Source organism: Rhizobium oryzihabitans (assembly GCF_010669145.1).
Classification (GTDB): Bacteria; Pseudomonadota; Alphaproteobacteria; order Rhizobiales; family Rhizobiaceae; genus Agrobacterium; species Agrobacterium oryzihabitans.
Genome location: NZ_CP048632.1, coordinates 1,318,484 through 1,340,323, shown reverse-complemented (window position 1 = coordinate 1,340,323; position 21,840 = coordinate 1,318,484). Strand labels below are relative to the sequence as shown.

Sequence of the window (21,840 nt, the reverse complement as noted above, 5' to 3'; positions counted from 1 at the left end):
TCGGAAACTCCGGATGGTTATCTGGCCGTCAGCTTTGGCCTCTGAAACCGCGCGCGTCAATGGCGTCGGCAATGGCATCGGCATCCTTCAACGTCATAATCACCAGCGGCACGATGATGGTGGCCATGCGCACCGGCAGGCCGCGCGCCCGGTGCGCATCGCGCACCGCATGGTAACGGTTGACGATTTCAGGCACGAACCGCACCACCAGCCCGACGGCAAGCCCGATATCGGCGGCCTTGACCAGCCCCAGCCTTTCCAGCGGTGCGGCGGCAAGCGCAATTTCGTCCATGAATTGCGAAATGCTGACGGTGATGGTGACGGCGGTGGCGAGAAGCGCCAGTGCTGTCAGCCGCAAAAGATTGACGCTGGCATCATGGGCCGGAAGCAGCAGATAGCTGAAGGCGGCAACGAGCAGAATGGTCAGCATCACCGGGCGCAGCCGCAGGCCGATCTCCCGCAAGGGCAGCCGCGTCTGGCGCAAAATGGCGGCGGCCAGAACCACGGCGCATCCCAGCAAAATCAGGTCTCGGGTAAGGAACAGCGCGATGCTGAAGACCATCAGCGTCAAGAGCTTGAGGCGCGGCGGGACGCGATAGAGCCAGCCGGTGCCTTCGACATGCAGGGACTTCATCGCGATGCCACCTCGAGATAGCGCGCCACCGCCTCTTCGGGGTCGGCATCGGCAACCAGCGCACCCTCGTGGAAGACCAGCACGCGGTCGAAGCCGGCAACCAGCGGCAGATCATGGGTGATGACAACAAGCGCCTGCGACAGCGCCGCCATCGTTTTTTCCACGATCGCGCGGTTTTTCAGATCGAGCTGGTTGGTCGGTTCATCGAGAATGAGGATTTGCGGGTCGGTGACCAGAAGGGCCGCCAGCGCCGAAAGCTGCAATTCGCCGCCGGAAAGCTCGTGCGCGCGCCGTTCTTCCAGATGAGAAATGCCGAGCCGGGCAAGCACGGCCTTCACCCGCGTTTCCGTCTCCACGTTGTTGAGGCTGAGCCGCTTCAACCCGAAGGCGACATCGTCGCGTATGATCGGCAGGATGATCTGGTTCTGCGGATTCTGGAAAATGAAGCCGACCGTCTGCAGCACCGCTTTTGCATCCTTGACGGTATCGAGACCGTTCACCGATACCTTTCCTTCGGTCGGCTTGGTGAGCCCGTTGACGAGCCGCGCAAAGGTGGTCTTGCCCGAGCCATTGAGGCCGATCACGCCGATGCGCCGTTCAGTCAATGTCAGGGACAGGGGCTGTAAAGCCTGCCTGCCCTCGAAGGCCACGCCGGCACTGTCGAAACGGATTTCCAAGACTGATGCATCCCTCTATCGCTTTCCGGTTCTATATCGTGTCATCAACAGAAGTGAAACAAAGAACAAAAAAAGAACATTGCAATCCTGAAAAAGCCGTCATACCTTCAACGCCATGACGATCAAGGTTTCGAACGAAGCGGCAAGGCGGATTTTTCTGGCGCGGCAGGGGCTTTCCTCTCCGCCCGGCAAGGCGCTTTCCAAGGATGGCCTGCTGCAGCTCATCACCGGTATCGGTTTCGTGCAGGTGGACAGTATCGGCACGGTGGAGCGCGCCCATCATCAGATAATATTCTCCCGCAATCAGACCTACAGGCGCGAACATCTGACCACATTGCTGGAAAAGGACCGCGCGCTGTTCGAGCACTGGACGCACGACGCCTCCATCGTACCGACGGAATTTTATCCCTATTGGAAACACCGCTTCCGCCGCCGCGAGCCGATCATTCAGGAACGCTGGCGCAAATGGCACGGCGAGGGTTTCGATGCCGCCTTCGGTGAAACGCTGGAGCGCATTGCCGCCACCGGTCCGGTTCTGGCGCGGGAGCTGAAGGAGGAGGGGCACCAGTCCGGCGGCTGGTGGAACTGGCATCCCTCCAAGACCGCGCTCGAATATCTCTGGCACACCGGCAAGCTCGCCATAGCCGGCCGCGTGAACTTCCAGAAGGTCTATGATCTCGCCGAACGGGTCATTCCCGGCGAGCATCATGAAACCGAGGTGGAACACGCCGAATTTGTCGACTGGGCCTGCCGCGAAGCGCTGAAGCGACTGGGTTTCGCCACCCATGGCGAAATTGCCGCCTTTTTCGATCTCGTTACCCCGCAGGAGGCGAGGGACTGGGTCAAGAACCATCGCGACGAACTGTGCGAGGTCTCGCTTCTCGCAAGCGATGGCGGTGCTGCCCGCCCGTCCTATGCCTTTGCGGATTTCAGCGCCGATGTCTCCGACCTGCCGGAACCCTCGTCCCGCGTCCGTGTGCTGAGCCCTTTCGATCCACTGTTGCGCGACCGCAACCGCACGGAGCGGCTGTTCGGCTTTTATTACCGCATCGAGGTCTTCGTGCCCGAGCCGAAACGGCAATATGGCTATTATGTCTTCCCGCTTCTGGAAGGAGACCGTCTGATCGGCCGCATCGACATGAAGGCGGATCGCAAGCGCGGCACGCTGGACCTGCGCCGCCTTTGGCTGGAGCCGGGCGTGCGCGCCTCAGCTGGACGGCTGGAGAAGCTCGACGCGGAATTGTCGCGGCTTGCGAAGTTTACGGGGGTCGAGAGTGTGAATTATCTGGAGGGCTGGCGGGAGGACGGATGAAGGTGCCTTTTTGCGGTGCCCGAATGTCGTGGCGAGCGCCGCCACACCCGACGTCATCCTCGCCCTTGAGGCGAGGATCCACAAGCGCGGAAACAATGGCTTCCGGGATCATGACTCCATGTGTCTGGAACACCGCAAGCGTGTCGCGTCGGAAACTGCGGGATGGATCCTCGGCACAAGGCCGAGGATGACGCCGAGCGGGCGGAGAGCGCACTAGACCGAAGCGCTCTCGCAAAGCCCCAAATCAGCAGATATCCGTCGCCGAAATCTTGATGCCGAAACCTTCGAGGCCGACGTAATGGCGTTCGCGCGTCGTCAGCAGCTTGATCGAACTGATGCCGAGGTCCTTCAGGATCTGCGCGCCGAGGCCGATTTCCAGCCACTCATTTTCGCGGGAACGGGCCTGCGCATGCGCCTCGTCCGGATCGCGTGACTTGCGCCGTCCGGCCACCTGGCCGACACCGACGGAGCCTTCGCGCAGATAGACGATGACGCCTCGGCCTTCCTCGGCGATCTTCTGCATATAGTGCCGCACCGGCTGGCGGTCGCCAAACACGTCGTCAGCAACGTTTTCGGGATGCAGGCGAACGGGAATATCGACGCCATCGCGAATATCGCCGAAAATCACCGCCATGTGCTGCATGCGGTCCCAGGGCAGGGAATAGGTCTGCGCCTTGGCCGGTCCGAAAGGCGTTTCGATGGTGAAGGCGGATTCCATCTCCACCAGCGTTTCCTTGCGCTGGCGATAGGCGATGAGGTCGGCGACGGAAACCTGCTTCAGCTGGTGTTTGTCCGCAAAGGCAGTGACCTGCGGCCCGCGCGTGACGGTGCCGTCATCATTGACGAGCTCGCAGATGACGCCGATCGGTGGCAGTCCCGCCAGCTTGCAGAGATCAACGGCCGCTTCGGTATGGCCGGAGCGCATCAGCACGCCGCCTTCGCGGGCAATCAGCGGGAAGATATGGCCGGGCCGGGTAAAATCGGCGGCGCCAACATTGGGGTTGGCGAGGTTGCGCACCGTCAGCGTGCGGTCGTCGGCCGAAATCCCGGTGGTGGTACCGTGCTTGAAATCGACGCTGACGGTAAAGGCGGTCGTATGGGCGCTGTCGTTTTCGGCAACCATGGCATTGAGGTTCAGCCGCTTGGCTTCCTCACGCGGCATGGGGGCGCAGACGATGCCGGATGTGTGGCGCACGATGAAGGCCATCTTTTCCGCGGTGCAATGAACCGCCGAAATAATCAGATCGCCTTCGTTCTCCCGGTCGTCATCATCGGTCACGACAACGATCTCGCCGGCTTCGAAAGCGCGGATGGCGTCGACGACACGTTTCTGATCATATGCCATTTCTAGTCTACCTCACTTCAACCGGCCGGTCTGGCCGCGATCTCTCAAGTAATGGTCGGCAACGGTGCAGGCCACCATAGCTTCGCCGATCGGCACGGCGCGAATGCCGACGCAGGGGTCGTGGCGGCCCTTGGTGCGCACATCCACATTGTTGCCGTCCGCGTCGATCGACTGGCGCTCGGTCAGAATGGAGGAGGTGGGCTTGATGGCGAAGCGGGCGATAACAGGTTCGCCGGTCGCGATGCCACCCAGAATGCCGCCGGCATGGTTGGAGAGGAAAATAGGCTTGCCGTCATTGCCCATGCGCATCTCGTCGGCATTCTCTTCGCCGGAAAGCTCGGCGGAGGCAAATCCCTCGCCAATTTCCACGCCCTTGACGGCGTTGATCGACATGAGATTGGAGGCGATATCCTGATCGAGCTTGGCATAAATGGGTGCGCCGATGCCGGCCGGAACCCCTTCCGCCACCACTTCGACAACGGCGCCGATCGACGATCCCGCCTTGCGGATGCCATCGAGATAGTCTGCCCACACGGGCACCATGGCCGCATCCGGGCAGAAGAACGGGTTCTGGTCGATCTGATCCCAGTCCCAATTGTCGCGGTTGATCCTGTGTTTGCCGATCTGCACCAGCGCGCCGCGCACATTGAGATCAGGCACCACCTTGCGGGCGATTGCGCCTGCGGCGACACGCGCCGCCGTCTCGCGCGCGGAAGAGCGCCCGCCGCCGCGATAATCGCGAATGCCGTATTTCAGGTCATAGGTGAAATCGGCGTGGCCGGGGCGGAAGCGCCTTGCGATCTCGCCGTAATCCTTGGAGCGCTGGTCGGTGTTTTCGATCAGCATCGAGATCGGCGTGCCGGTCGTCACCATCGTCTCGCCGTCCTCGTCCAGCATCACGCCGGAGAGGACTTTTACAATGTCGTCCTCGCGGCGCTGGGTCACGAAGCGGCTCTGGCCGGGCTTGCGCTTGTCCATCCAGTGCTGCACCTCGGCAAGCGTGAAGCGAATTCCGGGCGGGCAGCCATCCACCACGCAGCCCAAGGCGGGCCCATGGCTTTCTCCCCAGGTGGTAACGCGGAAAAGATGACCGAAGCTGTTATGCGACATATTTTTCAAGACCGGAAAACAGGGCCGACCTGCGGACAGGGGCCGTTTAAAACAAGCGGATTTGTCATAGTGGAAAATGAGACCAAGGCAAAAGCCTTTCTTTCATCGCAGGCCCGATAAGAAGGTGACATACCGTTCACGAAGCGCGACAGGCCGCAGGGCGACACACATAACCACGGAGAATAGACCCGGCTGGGGAAATGATTCGGTGTGAACCCCCGGGTTTTGGGAGATGACGAGAGTATAAAGATGCCGGCGTTTTCCACGCTAATCCGGAGTTTTCCAATATTGCTGCGAAATGCGGTGTAAAAATCACTAACGGCTTGAACGCGATCCCAAATCCGTTCATCAATTGGGCCGAAAATGTCATGGTTGCGGGCAATTTCCGCCACATTCGAAAGGCAATTCTTCATGCATGTAAGGTTTTCACGCAAATCCACGAAAGCTAGATCGATGCGTATGATGATTGCCGCCCTTCTGGCTACCGCCAACCTTTTGATGCCCATCAACGGCTTCGCCCAGAGCGTCGACGTGGAGGGAACGATCAGCAAGATCGACGCGAATGGCCTCAGCATTACGCTCAACGACGGCAAGACCTATCGCGTGCCGGAAGAGTTCAATTTCGAAGGCTTGAAAGCGGGCGTCAAGGTCGTGGTTTTCTACACGGAAGTGGATGGCAAACGCGTGGTCGACGATCTTCAGGTCGTTGAGTAAATTTCCAGGCGGTAGCTATTATCCACCCTCATTCCTGTGCCTGTCACAGGAATCCAGTCGACGCGCGTCCGCGCGGCGGGAGGAGTTCTTTTCAGCCCAAAGACTTGGGCTGGCTGGGTTCCTGTGACAAGCACAGGAATGAGGGAGTTCTCCGAGAAACCGGCCAGATTAAAGTCGCCCGCTGCTATTGATTTTTACGTCGCGGATTCTGTCCGCAATTGAGGAAGCCATTGCCGCAATTCCTTTACGAAATCCACTCCGCACTATTCCTGTCCATCTCGACTTTCAAAATCCGGTCCTGCGGGATTTGCGTCCGTGAGGCCTCGTCCTTGTCCATGCCTGACACCAGCCGGAAGATGGAGCGGATGACGCCGCCATGGCAGACGCATACCGTCGGAACCTCGACGGAGGATAGCCATGCGCCGATGCGCCAGGAGAGGATTTCATAGCTTTCGGCATCCTGTCCGGGGGGAATGAAGTCCCATTTGTTGGCCTTGCGCGCCTTCACCCGGTCGGGAAACTCTTTTTTCAGTTCCGGAAGGGTCTGGCCTTCCCAGTCACCGAAGGAAACTTCGACCAGACGGTCATCGGTGCGGTAGGCCCTGGGATCGAGCCCCATGGCCCCGCGCATCAGTTCCATGGTCTCGCGCGTGCGCCCGAGCGGGCTTGCCACGTAGTCGAAATCATCAGCCGATGCGCCGAGAATACGCGCCAGGACCTTGCCGTTGCCGACCGCCTGCTGGCGGCCAAAATCATTGAGCGGAATGTCTTTCTGGCCCTGAAGCCGGCGTATCGCATTCCAGTCCGTTTGTCCGTGTCGGATCACATAGACGAGCAAGGCGATACCCCTGTTTCAAGCATTCCTGAAGCGGGATGGCGAAAACTGAGAGCAGTTTTCGCCATCCCGCTCTAATTATTTGATCTCGTGGCGGTCAGTCCTTGACCACCGAAATGTCAGGCGCGTCCACCGCCTTCATGCCGATGGTGTGGTAACCGGAATCCACGTGGTGGATTTCGCCGGTCACGCCCGTCGAAAGGTCGGACAGCAGGTAAAGCGCCGACTTGCCGACTTCCTCGATGGAAACGGTGCGCTTCAGGGGCGCATTGTACTCGTTCCATTTCAGAATGTAACGGAAGTCGCCGATGCCGGAAGCCGCAAGCGTCTTGATCGGGCCGGCGGAAACGGCGTTGACGCGGATGCCGCGATTGCCGAGGTCGACGGCGAGATAACGCACGCTTGCCTCGAGTGCGGCCTTGGCCACGCCCATGACGTTGTAGTTCGGCATGACCTTCTCGGCGCCGTAATAGGTCAGCGTGACGATCGAGCCGCCATCATTCATGACAGGCTCGGCGCGCTTGGCAACGGCGGCCAGCGAGAAGACGGAAATGTCCATGGTGCGGTTGAAATTGTCGCGGCTGGTGTCGAGATAACGACCGGTCAACTCGTCCTTGTCGGAGAAAGCGATGGCGTGCACGACGAAGTCGATCTTGCCCCAGTGCTTTTCCAGCCCGGCAAAAACCGCATCGATCGTCTCGAGATCGGTCACGTCACAGTGGCCGGCCATGAATGCACCGAGTTCCTGCGCCAAGGGCTCGACGCGCTTCTTCAGCGCATCACCCTGCCAGGTGAGTGCGAGTTCCGCGCCTGCGTCCGCGCAAGCCTTGGCAATGCCCCAAGCGATTGAACGATTATTGGCGACGCCCATGATGAGGCCGCGTTTGCCAGCCATGAGGCCGGATGCCTGAGCCATTTTATGCTCCCTGATACTTTCGATTGATCCTGCCTATGGCATAGGCTGCAATCCTGTTCAAGATTGCCAAAGATCATCAACTGTTAGGGAGCGTAACAAAGGGTGCGTTGTCCCGCCTATTCGCAAAACTTTCACAAATAGAGGCCTTCGCGCATGTGCCGCATGAGGTCGGTCACCTTTTCATCCGGCTTTTCGAGCAGGATGATGCGCAATTCAATGACGAGATCGCCATACCCGCCCTTGCCATCGGCAAGACCCTTGCCGTCAAGCCTGAGCACACGATCAGAGCCGGACCAGGCCGGAATGGTGAGATTTTCCTCACCGAGCGGCGTTTTCACGATCGTTTCGCAACCCAGAACGGCATCGCCGAGCGAGATCGGCAGCGTCGTGTGAATATCGAAGCCGCGAAGGGAAAAGATGTCGTCGCGTGCAGCCAGCAATGTCACGGCAAGATCGCCGCGCGCCATGTTGGGAAGCTTCAGCCCCTGTCCCTTCAGCCGCACCACGTGACCGTCGGTCATGCCGGGTTCGAGCTGGAAACGGGCTTCGCGCTCCTCGGCAAGCGCAACGGTGATCCACTTGCGCTCGAGGAGGTCTGCGACCGTGACCGTGGCTTCCGCCGTAATGTCAGGTGCTTTTTCCGGTGTCGGCTGCGGTGCGCGGAAGCGGCGCACGAGGGCGCTGAAGAGATTGGCTGCAAGCGAGGCTGAGGAGGTTTTGTCGTCGGCGGTACCCGGCTGCGCCGTTTCGCCAGCAGCCGGCATATCGCTTCTTGCACCGCTGGCCGCCGCTTTCGCGGCTTCCGCCGCCTGCTGCACCTTGGGATCGTTCTGCGCCTCTGCGCCAAATATCCGCTCGACGATATCCTCGGCCGTTTCCGGCCGGCCATCTGTCTTCTGGCCGGTCTGCGCCCTGTTGCGGGCATCCGCGCGGGCCAGCTCCTCCATCAGCTTCTCGGCGGCTTTGGCGCGCTCGGCAGCCTCGCGCGCTGCCTCCCGCTGCTGCATGATGGTTTCGCCGCGCTGCTTCTTCTCGGCCGCCCTGCGGGCCTGATCGTAGAGATCGCGTTTCTTGGGGTCTTTCAAAAGATCATAGGCCTGTCCGATCTCGGCGAATCGCGCCGAGGCATCGGGGTCGTCGCGATTGGCGTCCGGATGGACGGTTTTCGCCTTCGTGCGCCAGGCGGCCTTGATTTCCTCGTGGCGGGCGTCACGTTTTACGCCGAGGATCGAATATGGATCGCGCATGCGAAACACCAGTTACATTGGCTCAGGTGCATGCTGCCGCTCATGGCGCAATCCTGAAACTAACCCCTCCGAAAAGGGATGCCCGCGATCATTCGCCTGCACGCCCTCGTTTTATCAACGTCGACTGTTGCAATAAGTTGCTAATCAGTTCTTTACGGAGGATACGCGCCGGGCTGGGGCCGGCCTTATTCCATGCGCCAAGGTAAACAGATTATTTCTGCTCGAAGCGTGTCAGCAGCCATTCGCCGGTTTCCGACAGGCAGGCCTGGCCGGCATAGGCTGCAACGCCCTCGAAGGAGTGGCGTGTCGTCCTGAATTCGCGGCAGACGAAACCGCTGGATTTGTCTTCGTGAATGGCGGTCACGACGCCGGCGCTGCCGGTTGCGGCATTTGCCCAGGGCAGCGGCTGGTCGGCAAGTTTGGCCAGATCCGCCGATGTCACCGCGTTGCGGATGGTCGCGTCGTCGGTCTGCGGCCCGTTATTCTGCTGGTTTGGAACGGAGGCGGTGGAAAGCGAGCGATCGACCTTGTCGCCGCCGAACAGATCGAGACTGACGCATCCGCTCAGCACCACGAGCATTGAGACGACGGCGGAAACTTCCGCGATCGACGAAAGGAGGCCCTTTGTTCGACTGTTCGACTTTGCTATGACGGTCACCATCTTTCACCAGAGATCATCTCTGGGGTCCAAATCAGCTCGGGAGCATTTTAGTCAATATGTCGGAAACGGGGTTAACATCCAGTGACTTCACTGAAGAAAATGAACCGTTCACGCTTTTTGCCGAATGGCTGAAGGATGCAGCGGCCTCCGAAATCAACGATCCGAACGCGGTCGCACTCGCAACTGTGGACGAAAACGGCCTGCCGAATGTGCGTATGGTGCTGCTGAAGGACGTCGATGATCGCGGCTTCGTTTTCTATACGAATTTCGAAAGCCAGAAGGGACGCGAAATCCTCGGCCAGAAAAAAGCGGCCATGTGTTTCCACTGGAAAAGCCTGCGTCGGCAGGTGCGCCTGCGCGGCGAGGTGGAGATCGTCACCGATGCGGAAGCGGACGCCTATTACGCTTCGCGCCCGCGCGGAAGCCGCATCGGCGCCTGGGCGTCGAAGCAGTCGCGGCCGCTGGAAGGCCGTTTCGCGCTGGAGAAGGCCGTCGCCGAATATACCGCCAAATATGCGATCGGCGATATTCCGCGCCCGTCCTACTGGTCCGGGTTCCGCATTCGCCCCGTCAGCATCGAATTCTGGCACGACCGCAAGTTCCGTCTGCACGACCGCGTCGAATTCCGCCGCGAGACGCCGGATGCGCCCTGGTCCAAGGTCCGCATGTATCCTTGATGCGGTAAAGGCGGGCCGTTTGAGCTGTTGGTGAAATCTCACGCCAAACTCGACGTCATCCTCGGGCTTGACCCGGGGATCCATGGTCGCGCCTGATTGTGGATCCTCGCCTCAAGGGCGAGGATGACGGAAGAGCAAGCGCACTGTTGTTGCAGTTGAAAGGCAGTCCCTTCTCTCCACCTATTTCAGCAGCGAATCGAAGAGCGGCAGGCCGATGACGGCGGAAATGGCGATCAGGCCGTAGCAGATGCGCCTGAACGCCGCCTCGTCGGCAAGCCCGTGCAAACGCGCGCCGGCATAAAGACCCGCCCCGTAAAATGGCAGCGCCAGCAGGAAGAAAACCAGGACATCGGCGGTGAACAGGCCGTTGAAAAAATAGCTGGCGGTGGAGATTACCGTCGAAATCGCGAAATAGAGAATGACATTGGCGCGCACGAAGGCGCCCTTGAGGGCGCCGCCGAGCCAGTAGGCAACGATGGGTGGGCCACCCAATTGTGCAGCACCCGAAAACAGCCCGGCGACAAGCCCGGTGAACAGGGTCAGCGGCGTTTTCGGCCGGCCGCTATAACGCCAGCCGGAAAGCAGGAACAATAGGAGCACGACGACCACGACGGAGATGATCCAGCGCAGCGCGAGTGGATCGCCGTTGGAAAGAAGGAGTGTTCCGAGCGGAACGCCGACAAGTGCACCGGCCGCCATGGTGAAGACTTCCCGCCGGTCCGCCATGCGCCATGCGGGCGGTATCATGCCGAGTGTCAGAACGCCGTCGACCACCAGCAGAACCGCCGAGGCGATGCGTGGCCCGACGATGGCGCTCGCCAGCGGAATGAAGATGAGGGCTGCGCCGAAACCGGAAAAACCGCGCGCAAGGCCGGCGAGAAAGGCAGCGCCCGCAAACATCGCAAGCAGCGACGGGCTATGCGCGGTGATGAGAGCCGAGAAAAAATCGAGGTGGGACATGGGCGATGGCACGGTTGTTCGAATACCTTTTCTCTATCTCGCTTGCAGGCGCATGTCGCGAAAATTTCCGTTCATGGTTGCACGACCCCCTTAAGGGTCGACGCCGTTGGAGAATCATGATTAGAGTTGTAGCGCAGGAACAAAGGATGAACAAATGCTTGCTGTCATGATGCACCAGTTTGAAGAAGCCTCGCAAAAATATGCTGCTGAAAACGGAATCTTCCGCGACCCGGACTGGTACATGCTGAAGCTTCAGGAAGAGGTTGGCGAGGTCACACAGGCCTGGAACCGGCTGACGGGGCGAGGGCGCAGCAAGGGTACGAGCAAAGAGGAGATGAAGCGGGATCTGGCCGACGAAACCGCCGATCTCCTCGGCCATGTGCTGTTGCTGGCCCATTATAACGGTCTCGACATCAAAGGGTCGATAGAACGCAAGTGGCGCTTTACGCCGCCGGCATGACAGTTCGTGGCGTGCGATTCGACCTCCACGTTGCCGGCTCTGCCACTGCTGCGATTATGAGAGCGAGACCATGAAGAACAGAGTTGCGAGAATGGCGGCCACCGGTGTCATGACCCGCCGCTCCGCACGGCTTCGCGACATGGCGTTCAGCCCGATGCTCACCGCAAGCGTGCAGGCGATGATCCAGATGCCGGCTTCGATCCAGCCTGCCGGCCAGAGAGTGATGACGCCTGCCTTTTGCAGCGGAAAAGATGCGGCAAGGGCGTAGATCGCGACAGACCCCACGCTGGCAATGCGCTGCGTGGCTGGAAGAACCCTGTGCTCGCCGCCCCAGGCGAAGCGACCGAGAGGCGCACCCGCCGCAAGGGTAATCTGAAATGCGGAAAGAACGAGCAGGATAAATGTCGCGAGCGACACGGCGACAAGCAGCATGACCACTCCATTTATGAATGCGCTGACAATGAATTCGAACAGGATCGGCCTTTCAGCCGATATGTGCCTCATCATAAAGACCAATGGCTAAAGCCATGTGACGCGCTTTCATGCCTCTGAAAGTTGCGCCTTTTGCAGAAGGCCTGCAACCGCATGAAGGTCGCTTGATACAGCGACGCATTTTTCCCGCATTTCATCCGTCGGCGGCGCGACATCAGGCACCATGATCGTCAGCATGCCAGCCGACGAGGCGGAGCGGACGCCGTGATAGGAATCCTCAAGCGCAAGGCACTGCCCCGGATCGATGCCGAGACGTTTTGCGGCGGTCAGATAGGGCATGGGCGAGGGCTTCGGATCCGTATAGTCGCCGCGTGCGACAATGGTGTCGAAACGCCTGAGCAGATCGTAGGGCCCGAGATGGCGCGTCACCGAATCATGCCGCGAGGACGTGGCGATGGCGCGGCGAATGTCGAGCCGGTCGAGGAGATCGAGAATCTCGACGACGCCGGGTTTCAGCGCTACGCCTTCCGCCATCAGCACGGCAAGATGCCGGAGCCACGCGTCGCGGAAGCTATCGATGGGGAAATCCGCGCCATAATCGGCAAAGATGGTTCCGGTGATGACGTCCCACGGGCTGCCGCAGACCTTCTGATAGGTCTCGACCCGCATGCCGTGGCCGCCCTCATCCGATGCGGCCAGAAAGGAATCGCGATAAAGCGTCTCACTTTCGATCAACAATCCGTCCATGTCGAAAACGACAGCATGAGGAAGAAAAGGCAGCATGGTGACTTAACCGAACCGGAAGGGGCGTTCGCCGAGGCTCTCGAACGGGCGGATCAGATAGCCGTCCGGATCGGCGACGATGAATTGCCGGTTGCCGACTTCGACGGTGCCGCGTCGGTACCATTTTTCTTCCGGCGACAGGACAAGATCGATCATGGCCCGCTCCAGCCGTGCGAGAACCGGCTGCAGCGAGGGGACGGCGAGCTGCAGGTTCATGCCGCGCCCCAGCGGAAATTCAAGTGCTGCATTTTCCGCAACGAAGGTCCGGGTCGCGCCGATCTGGTCGATCATCAGCTGCGCGTTACCCAGCGCCAGATAGGCAAAACCCTCTTCGGCACGCTCATAAACCACATGAAAACCGATCAGGTCACAATAAAAAGCGCGGCTTTTCTGCCAGTCGCTGACGGCTAGTTCCGGGACGAGGGCATTTCGTATGATGGTCATGGTCTCCTTTGCCGCGCAAGCCCGGGGTGGGAGGAGTGGCCTGCGGTGGTGGGGCGATCTTAGCGTCTTACAGGTGACTTGCCAGAGAAATCCTCATCATGGCAGCCATGTGCGACGCTGTGGGCTGAGACTGCCTGCGACGCTACGGGCTGAACCTGTCGCACGAGGTTCCATTTTCCATCAGGCCACGACATTCCCACCGTCATGCCAGACTAGATCCGGCATCCAGCCAGCCCAAGTCCTTGGGCTGAAAAGGAGTCTTTCTCGCCGCGCGAACGGGCGTCGGCTGGATTCCGGCTCAGGGCCGGAATGACGGATGTGGATTTCGCCACATCACGACAAAGGCCGCGCCGTGCATCGTGACTTACGCCACTAGCCGCAAGCCGAAAGACTTACGCCTTCGTGCCGCCGACGGTGATCTGGTCCATGCGCAGATGCGGCTGGCCGACACCGACCGGCACCCATTGCCCGGCCTTGCCGCAATTGCCGATGCCCGTGTCGAGTTTCGAATCGTTGCCGATCATTGAGACACGCTTCATCGCGTCCGGCCCGTTGCCGATCAGCATCGCGCCCTTGACCGGCGCGCCGATCTTGCCGTTCTCGATCAGGTAGGCCTCGGTGCAGCCGAACACGAATTTGCCGGAGGTGATATCCACCTGTCCGCCGCCGAAGGAAACGGCATATATGCCCTTTTTGACGGAGGCGATGATCTCCTCCGGCGTCTTGTCCCCAGACAGCATGTAGGTGTTGGTCATGCGTGGCATCGGCACATAGGCATAACCCTGCCGACGCCCGTTGCCGGTGGCCTTCGCGCCCATCAGCCGGGCATTCTGCCGGTCCTGCATGTAGCCCACCAGCCTGCCGTTCTCGATCAGCACATTATAGGCCGAGGGTGTTCCCTCATCATCGATGGTCAGCGAGCCGCGACGGCTGTCGATGGTGCCGTCATCCACGACGGTCACGCCGGGAGCAGCGACCATCTCGCCCATCAGGCCGGCGAAGGCCGAGGTCTTCTTGCGGTTGAAATCGCCTTCCAGACCGTGGCCGACCGCCTCATGCAGCATGACGCCGGGCCAGCCGGAGCCGAGCACCACATCCATGGTACCAGCAGGCGCATCGATGGCGGTGAGGTTGACCAGCGCCTGGCGCAGCGCCTCGTCGGCGCCGCGCTGCCAGTTCTCCGTCGTGATGAAATCGCCAAAGCCGACGCGGCCGCCAATGCCGTAGGAGCCGCTTTCCTGCCGGTCGCCTTCACCTGCGACCACGGAAATATTGATGCGGGTCATGGGCCTGACATCGCTGACGCGGTGGCCATCGGCGCGCAGAATATCCACCACCTGCCAGCTTGCGGAAATCGTCGCCGTCACCTGCCGGACATTGGCATCCTTGTCCCGCAGATAAGCGTCGATGTCGGTGAGAAGTTTCACCTTCTCCTCGAAGCTCGGGCTGCCGATCGGGTTTTCGTCGCCGTAAAGCTTCTTGTTGGTGCGCTGGGGTGCGGCGGCATAGGAGCCTGAATAACCTCTGGTAACTGCGCCGACCGCGTCCGAAGCACGTTTCAGCGCACTTTGAGAAAGCTCGCCCGCATGGGCGTAACCCACTGTCTCGCCGGCAACGGCGCGCAGGCCAAAACCCTGGTCGGTGTTGAAGGAGCCGCCCTTGAGCCGGCCATTGTCGAAGGTCAGCGATTCGGCCTGCGCATGTTCGATGAAAAGCTCGCCATCATCCGCGCCGGTAAGCGCTTCGGCGACCAGCTTGCGCAATTGCGACTCGTCGCAATCGAAGAGATTTACAAGGTCGTTGGTCATCGGCGGCTCCAGTCTTGATCGTTATGACCGATTTAGGGACTGGAGCGGGCAGAAGCAAGGCTGGCCTTTGATGGCAAGCAGTCTTAAGGAAGCGCGTCGTAGCCCTCGGCAAAGCCGGTCAGTTCGATCGGAATGCCGACACGGTCCTGATCGACGGATTCACGCAGCGCGAAGACGGCGGCCTTGCCGGCGCGCAGAACCTTCAGCAATTCGTCGTCGATATCGACTTCGACATAGCAGCCCTCGGAGAAGCAGCGGGTAAAATAGGCCCGGCCGATATTGTTGTTGTCGATATAAAGCTCCATGCCGTCCTTGAGCAGCACGCCGAGCGGCGCAAGGATGCGCAGGATGCGCGACTTGCGGTCGGCCGTCTTCAGCACCACCACCGAAAGCCCCACTTCCGGGCGGTCGTCGGCAATCACGTTCTGCATCAGGGCGCATTGTTCTTCGGACGCGCCTGCCGGCTTGTCGCAGATCACAGACCAGGCGCCATGCGTCGACTTCGGCGTGCCGGGCGGCTGCTGTTGCGCCAGCGCCGCAGCGGCGGGGGCGATGATGGCAAGACCGGCGGCGGCAAGAAAAGTGCGCGCGAGCGGGGAAAGACGCATGGATACCTCTGGGATTCGAATCAGTGCGGCTATTCTGACGCTATAATCCGGAAAAAAAAGCCTTGAGCCTTCAATTCCAGCGGAGTTGGGCGGAAATAGGACCTGTCCGTGCGTATGGACGTGTGATTTGCCTTGCACGACATTTATTATCCGGCGACGAAACTGGCCGCAAACCCGGCGTTAAGAAGGGGCTTCGTCGCATTTGCGCCGTTTGAAACTGCGTTCGGCCAGTCCCTCCGGCATGGGAGCGGAGAAAGTCGTCCGTGGATTGACCAATGGCAAAATTGGGGCGCATCCGTGTCCCGACGCATATTGCGGCTGAGGACAAACTGTGGTTTGAAGTTAGTACCATTAGCATGGATTCTGCGTTTGTGATTGATCAAGATCAGACGCGTGAGGGAGAGGGTACCGTGACGAATAGGATTTACGCAGCACTGGCGGGGATGACCTGTCTGCTCACGGCTGTCGGCGCCCAGGCCGATCAGCCGGTGCATTGGCAAATGGGCATGCAGGAGGCAGCCACGCCGATCATGCACGAAATACGCTGGTTCGAACAATATACGCTTTGGTTCATTGTTCCTGTTACGCTTTTCGTTCTTGCGCTGCTCATTATCGTCGCCTTGAAATTCCGCGCCGCGAAAAATCCGGTGCCTTCCAAGACCAGCCACAACACGACGATCGAAGTTGTGTGGACGCTCGCGCCGGTTCTCATTCTCCTGTTCCTCGCTTTCCCCTCGTTCAATCTTCTGAACGCACAGCTGACGCAGCCGGAAAACCCGGACCTGACGCTGAAGGCGACCGCGACGCAATGGCTGTGGAGCTATGAATACAAGGCCGCTGAAGGCGCAGAGCCGCTCTCCTTCGACAGCTACATGCTGAAGGAGCAGGATCGCGCCGCTGCCGGCAAGGAGGACAAGGCCCGCTATCCGCGTCTTCTTGCGGTAGATAATGAAATGGTCGTTCCGGTCGGCAAGACCGTTCGCCTTCTGGTCACCGCCGCTCCGACGGACGTGATCCACGCCTTCGCCATGCCCGCTTTCGGCGTCAAGATCGACGCCGTTCCGGGCCGCCTCAACGAGACATGGTTCAAGCCGGAAAAGGAAGGCCTTTATTACGGCCAATGTTCCGAGCTTTGCGGCAAGGACCACGCCTTCATGCCCATCGCCATTCGGGTGGTTTCCGAACAGCAGTACAACGCCTGGCACGCCGCCGCCGCTTCTGATCTGAACGGCGCGAACCGGGCGCTGATGGCCTCAATCGACGGTGCTCCGCGCACGGTTGATGTTGCGGCCAACGAAACCAACTGACGACTGGAGTGAGGACAATGGCTGGACCTTCCACACACGACGATCATCACTCGCATGGTCATTCCGCAAATGAAGCGCACGCGCATGACGATCATTCGCATGATGCGCATCATTCCCATACGCCGGGCTTTTTCGCCCGCTGGTTCCTGTCCACCAACCATAAGGACATCGGCACGCTCTATCTGATCTTCGCCATCATGGCGGGCATCATCGGCGGCGGGCTTTCCGTCGTCATGCGCATGGAGCTGCAGGAGCCGGGCATCCAGATATTCCACGGTCTGGCTTCCATGGTCTACGGCTTCGAGGGCGACGCTGCCATCGACGGCGGCAAGCACATGTTCAACGTGTTCACGACAGCGCATGCGCTCATCATGATCTTCTTCATGGTCATGCCGGCGATGATCGGCGGTTTTGCCAACTGGATGATCCCGATCATGATCGGCGCTCCGGATATGGCTTTCCCGCGCCTCAACAATATTTCCTTCTGGCTGATCGTTCCGGCCTTCATCCTGCTGCTCCTGTCGCTCTTCGTCGAAGGCCCGGCGGGCGGTTACGGCGTGGGTGGCGGCTGGACCATGTATCCGCCGCTATCGACCAACGGCATGCCGGGACCGGCGGTGGATCTTGCGATCTTCTCGCTGCACGTTGCCGGCGCGTCCTCGATCCTTGGCGCCATCAACTTCATCACCACGATCCTGAACATGCGCGCACCGGGCATGACGCTGCACAAGATGCCGCTGTTTGCCTGGTCGGTTCTGGTCACCGCATTCCTGCTCTTGCTTTCCCTGCCGGTTCTGGCGGGTGGCATCACCATGCTTCTGACCGACCGTAACTTCGGTACGGCCTTCTTCTCGCCGGAAGGCGGCGGTGATCCGATCCTCTACCAGCACCTGTTCTGGTTCTTCGGCCACCCGGAAGTGTACATCCTGATCCTGCCGGGCTTCGGCATCATCAGCCACATCGTGTCCACCTTCTCCAAGAAGCCGGTCTTCGGTTATCTCGGCATGGCCTATGCCATGGTCGCCATCGGCGCGGTCGGCTTCATCGTGTGGGCGCACCACATGTACACGGTCGGCCTCTCGCTCGAAGCGCAGCGTTATTTCGTTTTCGCAACAATGGTCATCGCGGTTCCGACGGGGATCAAGATCTTCTCGTGGATTGCGACGATGTGGGGCGGTTCGCTGACCTTCTCGACCCCGATGGTCTGGGCGATCGGCTTCATCTTCCTGTTCACGGTCGGCGGTGTTACCGGCGTGCAGCTCGCCAATGCCGGTCTCGACCGTTCGCTGCATGACACCTATTACGTCGTGGCGCACTTCCATTACGTGCTGTCGCTCGGTGCGGTCTTTGCGATCTTTGCCGGCTGGTATTACTGGTTCCCGAAGATCACGGGCTACATGTACAACGAGTTCATCGGCAAGCTGCACTTCTGGGTGATGTTCGTGGGCGTGAACCTGATCTTCTTCCCGCAGCACTTCCTCGGCCTTGCCGGCATGCCGCGCCGTTACATCGATTATCCCGATGCCTATGCCGGCTGGAACCTGGTATCTTCCTATGGTTCCTATATCTCGGCCGTTGCCGTGTTGATCTTCCTGTTCGGCGTATGGGAAGCCTTCGCCAAGAAGCGGATCGCCGGCAACAATCCCTGGGGTGAAGGTGCGACGACGCTTGAATGGCAGCTGTCCTCGCCGCCGCCTTACCACCAGTGGGAACAGCTTCCGCGCATTCGCTGATGCGTGGCCGGGAAGCGCAGGCGGGGCTTGCGCATTCCGGTGGCTGAAAATGGGATGGCACGGTATCGTTTCGTGCCGTTTCCCGCATCTGAAGGCATATCCGGAGGCGTGAGGCATTTTGTCCAAGCGAATCCGGGCGCCTGACATGATAAATGCCAAGCGCTGGGCTAAGATGGCATTCGACGCTTTATTCCGGTGACAGCCGCAAAGAACAAATCAAAGCGCCACCATACCGAAAAAGCCATTCGGTTTTCGGGCAGGTGCAAAGGATGCCGCGGCAAGCGGCATTCGTAAGAAAAACAGGACAAGAAATGACCGTTATCGACAATCGCGAAATGCTGGGTGCGGAAAGTTCCGAACTTTCGGAAGCCGGCGCGCGCGATTATTTCGAATTGCTGAAACCGCGCGTCATGTCGCTCGTCGTCTTCACGGCCTTTGCTGGCCTCGTGCTCGCGCCCGGCGAAATCAATCCGGTTCTTGGGCTCATCGCCATTCTCTGTATCGCCGTTGGCGCCGGTGCCTCTGGCGCTCTCAACATGTGGTACGATGCGGATATCGACGCCGTGATGACCCGCACCGCCAGACGGCCGATCCCGTCGGGCCGCGTCGCCCCGGGCGAGGCGCTCGCCTTCGGATTGACCCTCTCTGCCTTTTCGGTGGTCATCCTTGGCCTTGCGGTCAACTGGTTCTCGGCCGGCCTGCTTGCCTTCACCATTTTCTTTTACGCCGTCGTTTATACGATGTGGCTGAAGCGCTCGACACCGCAGAACATCGTCATCGGCGGTGCTGCCGGCGCTTTCCCGCCCATGCTCGGCTGGGCCTGCGTGACCGGCGGCGTCTCGCTCGACAGTATCATCCTGTTCCTCATCATCTTTCTCTGGACGCCTGCGCATTTCTGGGCGCTTGCCCTGTTCAAGATGCGCGATTACGGCTCCGTCGGCATTCCGATGATGCCGAACGTGGCGGGCGAGCGTTCCACCAAGAACCAGATGATCGTTTACGCCGTGCTGACCGCAGCCGCTGCGGTCGCGCCGTATTTTACCGGTCTCGCGAGCGTCGGTTACGGCATTTTCGCGGCGGTGCTGAGCGCGATCTTCATCTACTGTTCGTTCGATGTCCGGCGCATGCCGGAAGGAGACGAGAAGATGCTGCCCGCCAAGAAGATGTTCGCCTATTCGGTGCTTTACCTCTTCGCCATCTTCTCCGGCCTTCTGGCCGATCATTTCGCGCCGGCCCTGAAGGCCGTGATTTCGGGAGTTCTGTGATGGAAACGGTAGAACTGAGCGCTGCGCAGAAAAAATCGAGACGCGGGCGCAACATCGCGCTCGGTGTCGTGCTCGCGGGGCTGGTGGTGCTGTTTTACATCATCACGATCATCAAGATCGGTTCGCATTGACGGTCTGACAATGAGAGCTTGACTGGAGGAGTGGAGGAGGAGATGGCGAATATGGGAGCAGAAACGGCAAGGTCCGGCACGCAGCGGGTGAGCAATCGCTCCATCCTCGTGCTCTGTCTCGTGTTTTTCTGCGCGATGATCGGCATGGCTTATGCCGCCGTACCCCTTTATACCCTGTTCTGCCGCGTCACCGGCTATAACGGTACGACCCAGCGCGTCGAGCAATATTCCGACGTCATTCTCGACAAGACCATCAATGTCACCTTCGACGCCAACACGTCGAACGGCCTCAACTGGGATTTCCAGCCGGTCGACAGGAAGGTCACGCCGAAGATCGGCGAAACGGTGCAGGTTACCTTCAAGGCGACCAACCGCTCACCGGTTGCGACCACGGGCACGGCGGTCTTCAACGTCACGCCCATGGAAGCGGGCGCCTATTTCAACAAGGTGGAGTGTTTCTGCTTTACCGAAACGACGCTGCAGCCGGGCGAAACGCTCGAAATGCCGGTGGTGTTCTTCATCGATCCGGACATCGCCACGGCGCGCGAAACCAAGAGCATTCATACTTTGACGCTGTCCTATACGTTTTATCCGGCCAAAACCGAAAAACCGGTTGCGTCCTTGCCGGTAAAAACTGAATCTGGCGAAAGCAAATTGTGAGAGGAGATCTGGCCTTCATCTTAAGGCCGGATCAGGGAAGAGATACCAGGGGATTGTCGCAATGGCAGATACGCATCAGAAGAACCACGATTACCACATCATAGATCCAAGCCCCTGGCCACTTCTGGCCTCGATCGGCGCCTTCATTCTGACCTTCGGCGGCGTCTGTTACATGCGTTACCTGTCAGCTGGCTCCTTCAAGCTGTTCGGTATGGAAATGGCCAATCCCTGGCTGTTCTATATCGGCCTGGTCATCGTGCTTTACACCATGTACGCATGGTGGGCGGACACGATCAAGGAAGCCAATGAAGGCAGCCATACCCGCGTCGTTTCGCTTCACCTGCGCTACGGCATGATCATGTTCATCGCCTCGGAAGTGATGTTCTTCGTCGCGTGGTTCTGGGCCTATTTCGATGCGAGCCTGTTTCCGCACGAGGCCATTCAGGCCTCCCGCCTCGAATATACCGGCGGACAATGGCCGCCCAAGGGCATCGAGGTTATCGATCCCTGGCACCTGCCGCTCTACAACACCGTTATCCTGCTTTTGTCCGGCACCTGCGTCACCTGGGCGCACCACGCCCTGCTGCACAATGACCGCAAGGGCCTGATCACCGGTCTCGTGCTCACCGTCGCCCTCGGCATCCTGTTCTCGACCGTGCAGGTCTATGAATACATGCACGCCCCGTTCGACTTCAAGAATTCGATCTATGGCGCGACCTTCTTCATGGCCACCGGTTTCCACGGTTTCCACGTGTTCGTCGGTACGGTTTTCCTTCTGGTCTGCCTGTTCCGGGCCATTGCCGGCGGTTTCACGCCCAAGCAGCATTTCGGCTTCGAAGCGGCCGCCTGGTACTGGCACTTCGTTGACGTTGTCTGGCTGTTCCTGTTCTTCGCCATCTATATCTGGGGTGGTTGGGGCGCGCCGGTACACGGGTAATTGCATCCGATAGAGACCCAGGCCCGAAGCAAGGCATCGCTTTTGGAGCGAGTGGGTCCAACTTGTTTCTTCTCCCCGCCGGGGAGAAGTCCGCGGCAGCGGGATGAGGGGGGCGACGTTAGCGATAGACCGAGAGCTAGCCCCCTCATCCGACCCTTCGGGCCACCTTCTCCCCGGCGGGGAG

General features: G+C 59.9%; 25 protein-coding genes. 10 read left to right on the top strand and 15 right to left on the bottom strand.

Features of this window, described 5'->3' with window-relative positions; all coding sequences use genetic code 11:
• Nucleotides 1–28: 28 nt before the first annotated feature.
• Complete coding sequence (locus G3A56_RS07075; protein ID WP_082183841.1) at nucleotides 29–634, bottom strand: energy-coupling factor transporter transmembrane component T family protein; 606 nt, start codon at nucleotides 632–634, stop codon at nucleotides 29–31.
• Complete coding sequence (locus G3A56_RS07070) at nucleotides 631–1,311, bottom strand: energy-coupling factor ABC transporter ATP-binding protein (RefSeq protein ID WP_082183843.1); 681 nt, start codon at nucleotides 1,309–1,311, stop codon at nucleotides 631–633. Before G3A56_RS07070 ends, G3A56_RS07075 begins: the two co-directional genes overlap by 4 nt.
• 115 nt (nucleotides 1,312–1,426) lie before the next feature.
• Between G3A56_RS07070 and G3A56_RS07065 the strand changes: the two genes are divergently transcribed.
• Entirely contained in the window at nucleotides 1,427–2,623 is a 1,197-nt protein-coding gene (locus tag G3A56_RS07065; RefSeq protein WP_082183845.1) for a winged helix-turn-helix domain-containing protein, read from the top strand.
• Between the two features lie 244 nt (nucleotides 2,624–2,867).
• Here G3A56_RS07065 and ribB read toward each other — a convergent pair whose 3' ends face one another.
• Genes ribB through G3A56_RS07050 form a run of 3 tightly spaced genes read right to left on the bottom strand, consistent with a single transcriptional unit; the run spans nucleotide 2,868 to nucleotide 5,491 of the window.
• On the bottom strand, nucleotides 2,868–3,968 hold the full coding sequence (ribB, locus tag G3A56_RS07060; protein WP_082183847.1) for a 3,4-dihydroxy-2-butanone-4-phosphate synthase: 1,101 nt from the start codon (nucleotides 3,966–3,968) through the stop codon (nucleotides 2,868–2,870).
• Nucleotides 3,969–3,980: 12 nt separating this feature from the next.
• Nucleotides 3,981–5,078: a chorismate synthase gene (gene aroC, locus G3A56_RS07055; protein WP_082183848.1), complete on the bottom strand. Its 1,098-nt coding sequence runs from the start codon at nucleotides 5,076–5,078 to the stop codon at nucleotides 3,981–3,983.
• A 5-nt stretch (nucleotides 5,079–5,083) separates the two neighbouring features.
• Entirely contained in the window at nucleotides 5,084–5,491 is a 408-nt protein-coding gene (locus tag G3A56_RS07050) for a hypothetical protein (protein ID WP_164055982.1), read from the bottom strand.
• 40 nt (nucleotides 5,492–5,531) lie between these two features.
• Between G3A56_RS07050 and G3A56_RS07045 the strand changes: the two genes are divergently transcribed.
• On the top strand, nucleotides 5,532–5,792 hold the full coding sequence (locus tag G3A56_RS07045) for a DUF1344 domain-containing protein (RefSeq protein ID WP_006699882.1): 261 nt from the start codon (nucleotides 5,532–5,534) through the stop codon (nucleotides 5,790–5,792).
• Nucleotides 5,793–6,036: 244 nt separating this feature from the next.
• On the opposite strand, the gene G3A56_RS07040 is transcribed toward G3A56_RS07045, so the two are convergent.
• From G3A56_RS07040 to G3A56_RS07025, 4 genes are all read right to left on the bottom strand, one after another.
• Nucleotides 6,037–6,630 carry a histidine phosphatase family protein gene (locus G3A56_RS07040; protein WP_082183850.1) on the bottom strand — a complete coding sequence of 198 codons (594 nt, stop codon included), beginning with the start codon at nucleotides 6,628–6,630 and terminating at the stop codon, nucleotides 6,037–6,039.
• 94 nt (nucleotides 6,631–6,724) lie between these two features.
• The gene (gene fabI, locus G3A56_RS07035; protein WP_003494220.1) at nucleotides 6,725–7,543 is read right to left on the bottom strand and encodes an enoyl-ACP reductase FabI; all 819 of its coding nucleotides are present in this window, start codon (nucleotides 7,541–7,543) and stop codon (nucleotides 6,725–6,727) included.
• Between the two features lie 131 nt (nucleotides 7,544–7,674).
• Nucleotides 7,675–8,790, bottom strand: a complete 1,116-nt coding sequence (locus G3A56_RS07030) for a DnaJ C-terminal domain-containing protein (RefSeq protein ID WP_082183852.1) — start codon at nucleotides 8,788–8,790, stop codon at nucleotides 7,675–7,677.
• 211 nt (nucleotides 8,791–9,001) lie between these two features.
• Nucleotides 9,002–9,451 carry an RT0821/Lpp0805 family surface protein gene (locus G3A56_RS07025; RefSeq protein ID WP_035218578.1) on the bottom strand — a complete coding sequence of 150 codons (450 nt, stop codon included), beginning with the start codon at nucleotides 9,449–9,451 and terminating at the stop codon, nucleotides 9,002–9,004.
• A 56-nt stretch (nucleotides 9,452–9,507) separates the two neighbouring features.
• Between G3A56_RS07025 and pdxH the strand changes: the two genes are divergently transcribed.
• Entirely contained in the window at nucleotides 9,508–10,128 is a 621-nt protein-coding gene (gene pdxH, locus G3A56_RS07020) for a pyridoxamine 5'-phosphate oxidase (protein ID WP_003494227.1), read from the top strand.
• A 180-nt stretch (nucleotides 10,129–10,308) separates the two neighbouring features.
• Here pdxH and G3A56_RS07015 read toward each other — a convergent pair whose 3' ends face one another.
• Complete coding sequence (locus G3A56_RS07015) at nucleotides 10,309–11,088, bottom strand: sulfite exporter TauE/SafE family protein (RefSeq protein ID WP_164056226.1); 780 nt, start codon at nucleotides 11,086–11,088, stop codon at nucleotides 10,309–10,311.
• A gap of 154 nt (nucleotides 11,089–11,242) precedes the next feature.
• On the opposite strand from G3A56_RS07015, the gene G3A56_RS07010 reads away from it, so the two are divergent.
• Entirely contained in the window at nucleotides 11,243–11,548 is a 306-nt protein-coding gene (locus G3A56_RS07010; RefSeq protein ID WP_003494231.1) for a pyrophosphohydrolase domain-containing protein, read from the top strand.
• A 54-nt stretch (nucleotides 11,549–11,602) separates the two neighbouring features.
• On the opposite strand, the gene G3A56_RS07005 is transcribed toward G3A56_RS07010, so the two are convergent.
• The 5 genes from G3A56_RS07005 to G3A56_RS06985 all read right to left on the bottom strand — a co-directional run bounded on the left by G3A56_RS07005 (nucleotide 11,603) and on the right by G3A56_RS06985 (nucleotide 15,623).
• Nucleotides 11,603–11,980 carry a hypothetical protein gene (locus tag G3A56_RS07005; RefSeq protein WP_082184608.1) on the bottom strand — a complete coding sequence of 126 codons (378 nt, stop codon included), beginning with the start codon at nucleotides 11,978–11,980 and terminating at the stop codon, nucleotides 11,603–11,605.
• 108 nt (nucleotides 11,981–12,088) lie between these two features.
• Complete coding sequence (locus G3A56_RS07000) at nucleotides 12,089–12,763, bottom strand: HAD family hydrolase (protein ID WP_082183853.1); 675 nt, start codon at nucleotides 12,761–12,763, stop codon at nucleotides 12,089–12,091.
• 6 nt (nucleotides 12,764–12,769) lie between these two features.
• On the bottom strand, nucleotides 12,770–13,207 hold the full coding sequence (locus G3A56_RS06995; RefSeq protein WP_082183854.1) for a bleomycin resistance protein: 438 nt from the start codon (nucleotides 13,205–13,207) through the stop codon (nucleotides 12,770–12,772).
• A 392-nt stretch (nucleotides 13,208–13,599) separates the two neighbouring features.
• The gene (gene tldD / locus G3A56_RS06990; protein ID WP_082183855.1) at nucleotides 13,600–15,015 is read right to left on the bottom strand and encodes a metalloprotease TldD; all 1,416 of its coding nucleotides are present in this window, start codon (nucleotides 15,013–15,015) and stop codon (nucleotides 13,600–13,602) included.
• Nucleotides 15,016–15,098: 83 nt separating this feature from the next.
• Nucleotides 15,099–15,623, bottom strand: coding sequence for an invasion associated locus B family protein (locus tag G3A56_RS06985; RefSeq protein ID WP_003494243.1), 525 nt, complete (start codon nucleotides 15,621–15,623; stop codon nucleotides 15,099–15,101).
• Nucleotides 15,624–16,066: 443 nt separating this feature from the next.
• On the opposite strand from G3A56_RS06985, the gene coxB reads away from it, so the two are divergent.
• The 6 genes from coxB (at nucleotide 16,067) to G3A56_RS06960 (ending at nucleotide 21,656) form a co-directional block, all read left to right on the top strand.
• The gene (gene coxB / locus G3A56_RS06980) at nucleotides 16,067–16,930 is read left to right on the top strand and encodes a cytochrome c oxidase subunit II (RefSeq protein ID WP_035242025.1); all 864 of its coding nucleotides are present in this window, start codon (nucleotides 16,067–16,069) and stop codon (nucleotides 16,928–16,930) included.
• 17 nt (nucleotides 16,931–16,947) lie between these two features.
• Complete coding sequence (ctaD, locus tag G3A56_RS06975; protein WP_003494249.1) at nucleotides 16,948–18,663, top strand: cytochrome c oxidase subunit I; 1,716 nt, start codon at nucleotides 16,948–16,950, stop codon at nucleotides 18,661–18,663.
• Nucleotides 18,664–18,974: 311 nt separating this feature from the next.
• Nucleotides 18,975–19,928 (top strand): heme o synthase, encoded by a 954-nt coding sequence (locus tag G3A56_RS06970; RefSeq protein WP_035241717.1) that lies wholly within the window; start codon nucleotides 18,975–18,977, stop codon nucleotides 19,926–19,928.
• Entirely contained in the window at nucleotides 19,928–20,059 is a 132-nt protein-coding gene (locus G3A56_RS29300) for a hypothetical protein (protein ID WP_082183856.1), read from the top strand. Before G3A56_RS06970 ends, G3A56_RS29300 begins: the two co-directional genes overlap by 1 nt.
• 42 nt (nucleotides 20,060–20,101) lie before the next feature.
• Complete coding sequence (locus G3A56_RS06965) at nucleotides 20,102–20,719, top strand: cytochrome c oxidase assembly protein (RefSeq protein WP_035241719.1); 618 nt, start codon at nucleotides 20,102–20,104, stop codon at nucleotides 20,717–20,719.
• A 61-nt stretch (nucleotides 20,720–20,780) separates the two neighbouring features.
• Entirely contained in the window at nucleotides 20,781–21,656 is an 876-nt protein-coding gene (locus tag G3A56_RS06960; RefSeq protein WP_003494257.1) for a cytochrome c oxidase subunit 3, read from the top strand.
• Nucleotides 21,657–21,840 lie beyond the last annotated feature (184 nt).

Bases quoted from the DNA above. Each gene is read 5' to 3' on its own strand.
- G3A56_RS06970 (WP_035241717.1), top strand. From the start codon at position 18,975: ATGACCGTTATCGACAATCGCGAAATGCTGGGTGCGGAAAGTTCCGAA.
- G3A56_RS06985 (WP_003494243.1), bottom strand. From the start codon at position 15,623: ATGCGTCTTTCCCCGCTCGCGCGCACTTTTCTTGCCGCCGCCGGTCTT.
- G3A56_RS07000 (WP_082183853.1), bottom strand. From the start codon at position 12,763: ATGCTGCCTTTTCTTCCTCATGCTGTCGTTTTCGACATGGACGGATTG.
- G3A56_RS07065 (WP_082183845.1), top strand. From the start codon at position 1,427: ATGACGATCAAGGTTTCGAACGAAGCGGCAAGGCGGATTTTTCTGGCG.
- aroC (WP_082183848.1), bottom strand. From the start codon at position 5,078: ATGTCGCATAACAGCTTCGGTCATCTTTTCCGCGTTACCACCTGGGGA.
- G3A56_RS06965 (WP_035241719.1), top strand. From the start codon at position 20,102: ATGGCGAATATGGGAGCAGAAACGGCAAGGTCCGGCACGCAGCGGGTG.
- G3A56_RS29300 (WP_082183856.1), top strand. From the start codon at position 19,928: ATGGAAACGGTAGAACTGAGCGCTGCGCAGAAAAAATCGAGACGCGGG.
- G3A56_RS07045 (WP_006699882.1), top strand. From the start codon at position 5,532: ATGCGTATGATGATTGCCGCCCTTCTGGCTACCGCCAACCTTTTGATG.
- ribB (WP_082183847.1), bottom strand. From the start codon at position 3,968: ATGGCATATGATCAGAAACGTGTCGTCGACGCCATCCGCGCTTTCGAA.
- fabI (WP_003494220.1), bottom strand. From the start codon at position 7,543: ATGGCTCAGGCATCCGGCCTCATGGCTGGCAAACGCGGCCTCATCATG.
- tldD (WP_082183855.1), bottom strand. From the start codon at position 15,015: ATGACCAACGACCTTGTAAATCTCTTCGATTGCGACGAGTCGCAATTG.
- coxB (WP_035242025.1), top strand. From the start codon at position 16,067: ATGACCTGTCTGCTCACGGCTGTCGGCGCCCAGGCCGATCAGCCGGTG.
- G3A56_RS06995 (WP_082183854.1), bottom strand. From the start codon at position 13,207: ATGACCATCATACGAAATGCCCTCGTCCCGGAACTAGCCGTCAGCGAC.
- G3A56_RS06960 (WP_003494257.1), top strand. From the start codon at position 20,781: ATGGCAGATACGCATCAGAAGAACCACGATTACCACATCATAGATCCA.
- G3A56_RS07050 (WP_164055982.1), bottom strand. From the start codon at position 5,491: ATGAAGAATTGCCTTTCGAATGTGGCGGAAATTGCCCGCAACCATGAC.
- G3A56_RS07010 (WP_003494231.1), top strand. From the start codon at position 11,243: ATGCTTGCTGTCATGATGCACCAGTTTGAAGAAGCCTCGCAAAAATAT.
- G3A56_RS07015 (WP_164056226.1), bottom strand. From the start codon at position 11,088: ATGTCCCACCTCGATTTTTTCTCGGCTCTCATCACCGCGCATAGCCCG.
- G3A56_RS07025 (WP_035218578.1), bottom strand. From the start codon at position 9,451: ATGGTGACCGTCATAGCAAAGTCGAACAGTCGAACAAAGGGCCTCCTT.
- G3A56_RS07005 (WP_082184608.1), bottom strand. From the start codon at position 11,980: ATGCTGCTTGTCGCCGTGTCGCTCGCGACATTTATCCTGCTCGTTCTT.
- pdxH (WP_003494227.1), top strand. From the start codon at position 9,508: ATGTCGGAAACGGGGTTAACATCCAGTGACTTCACTGAAGAAAATGAA.
- G3A56_RS07075 (WP_082183841.1), bottom strand. From the start codon at position 634: ATGAAGTCCCTGCATGTCGAAGGCACCGGCTGGCTCTATCGCGTCCCG.
- ctaD (WP_003494249.1), top strand. From the start codon at position 16,948: ATGGCTGGACCTTCCACACACGACGATCATCACTCGCATGGTCATTCC.
- G3A56_RS07030 (WP_082183852.1), bottom strand. From the start codon at position 8,790: ATGCGCGATCCATATTCGATCCTCGGCGTAAAACGTGACGCCCGCCAC.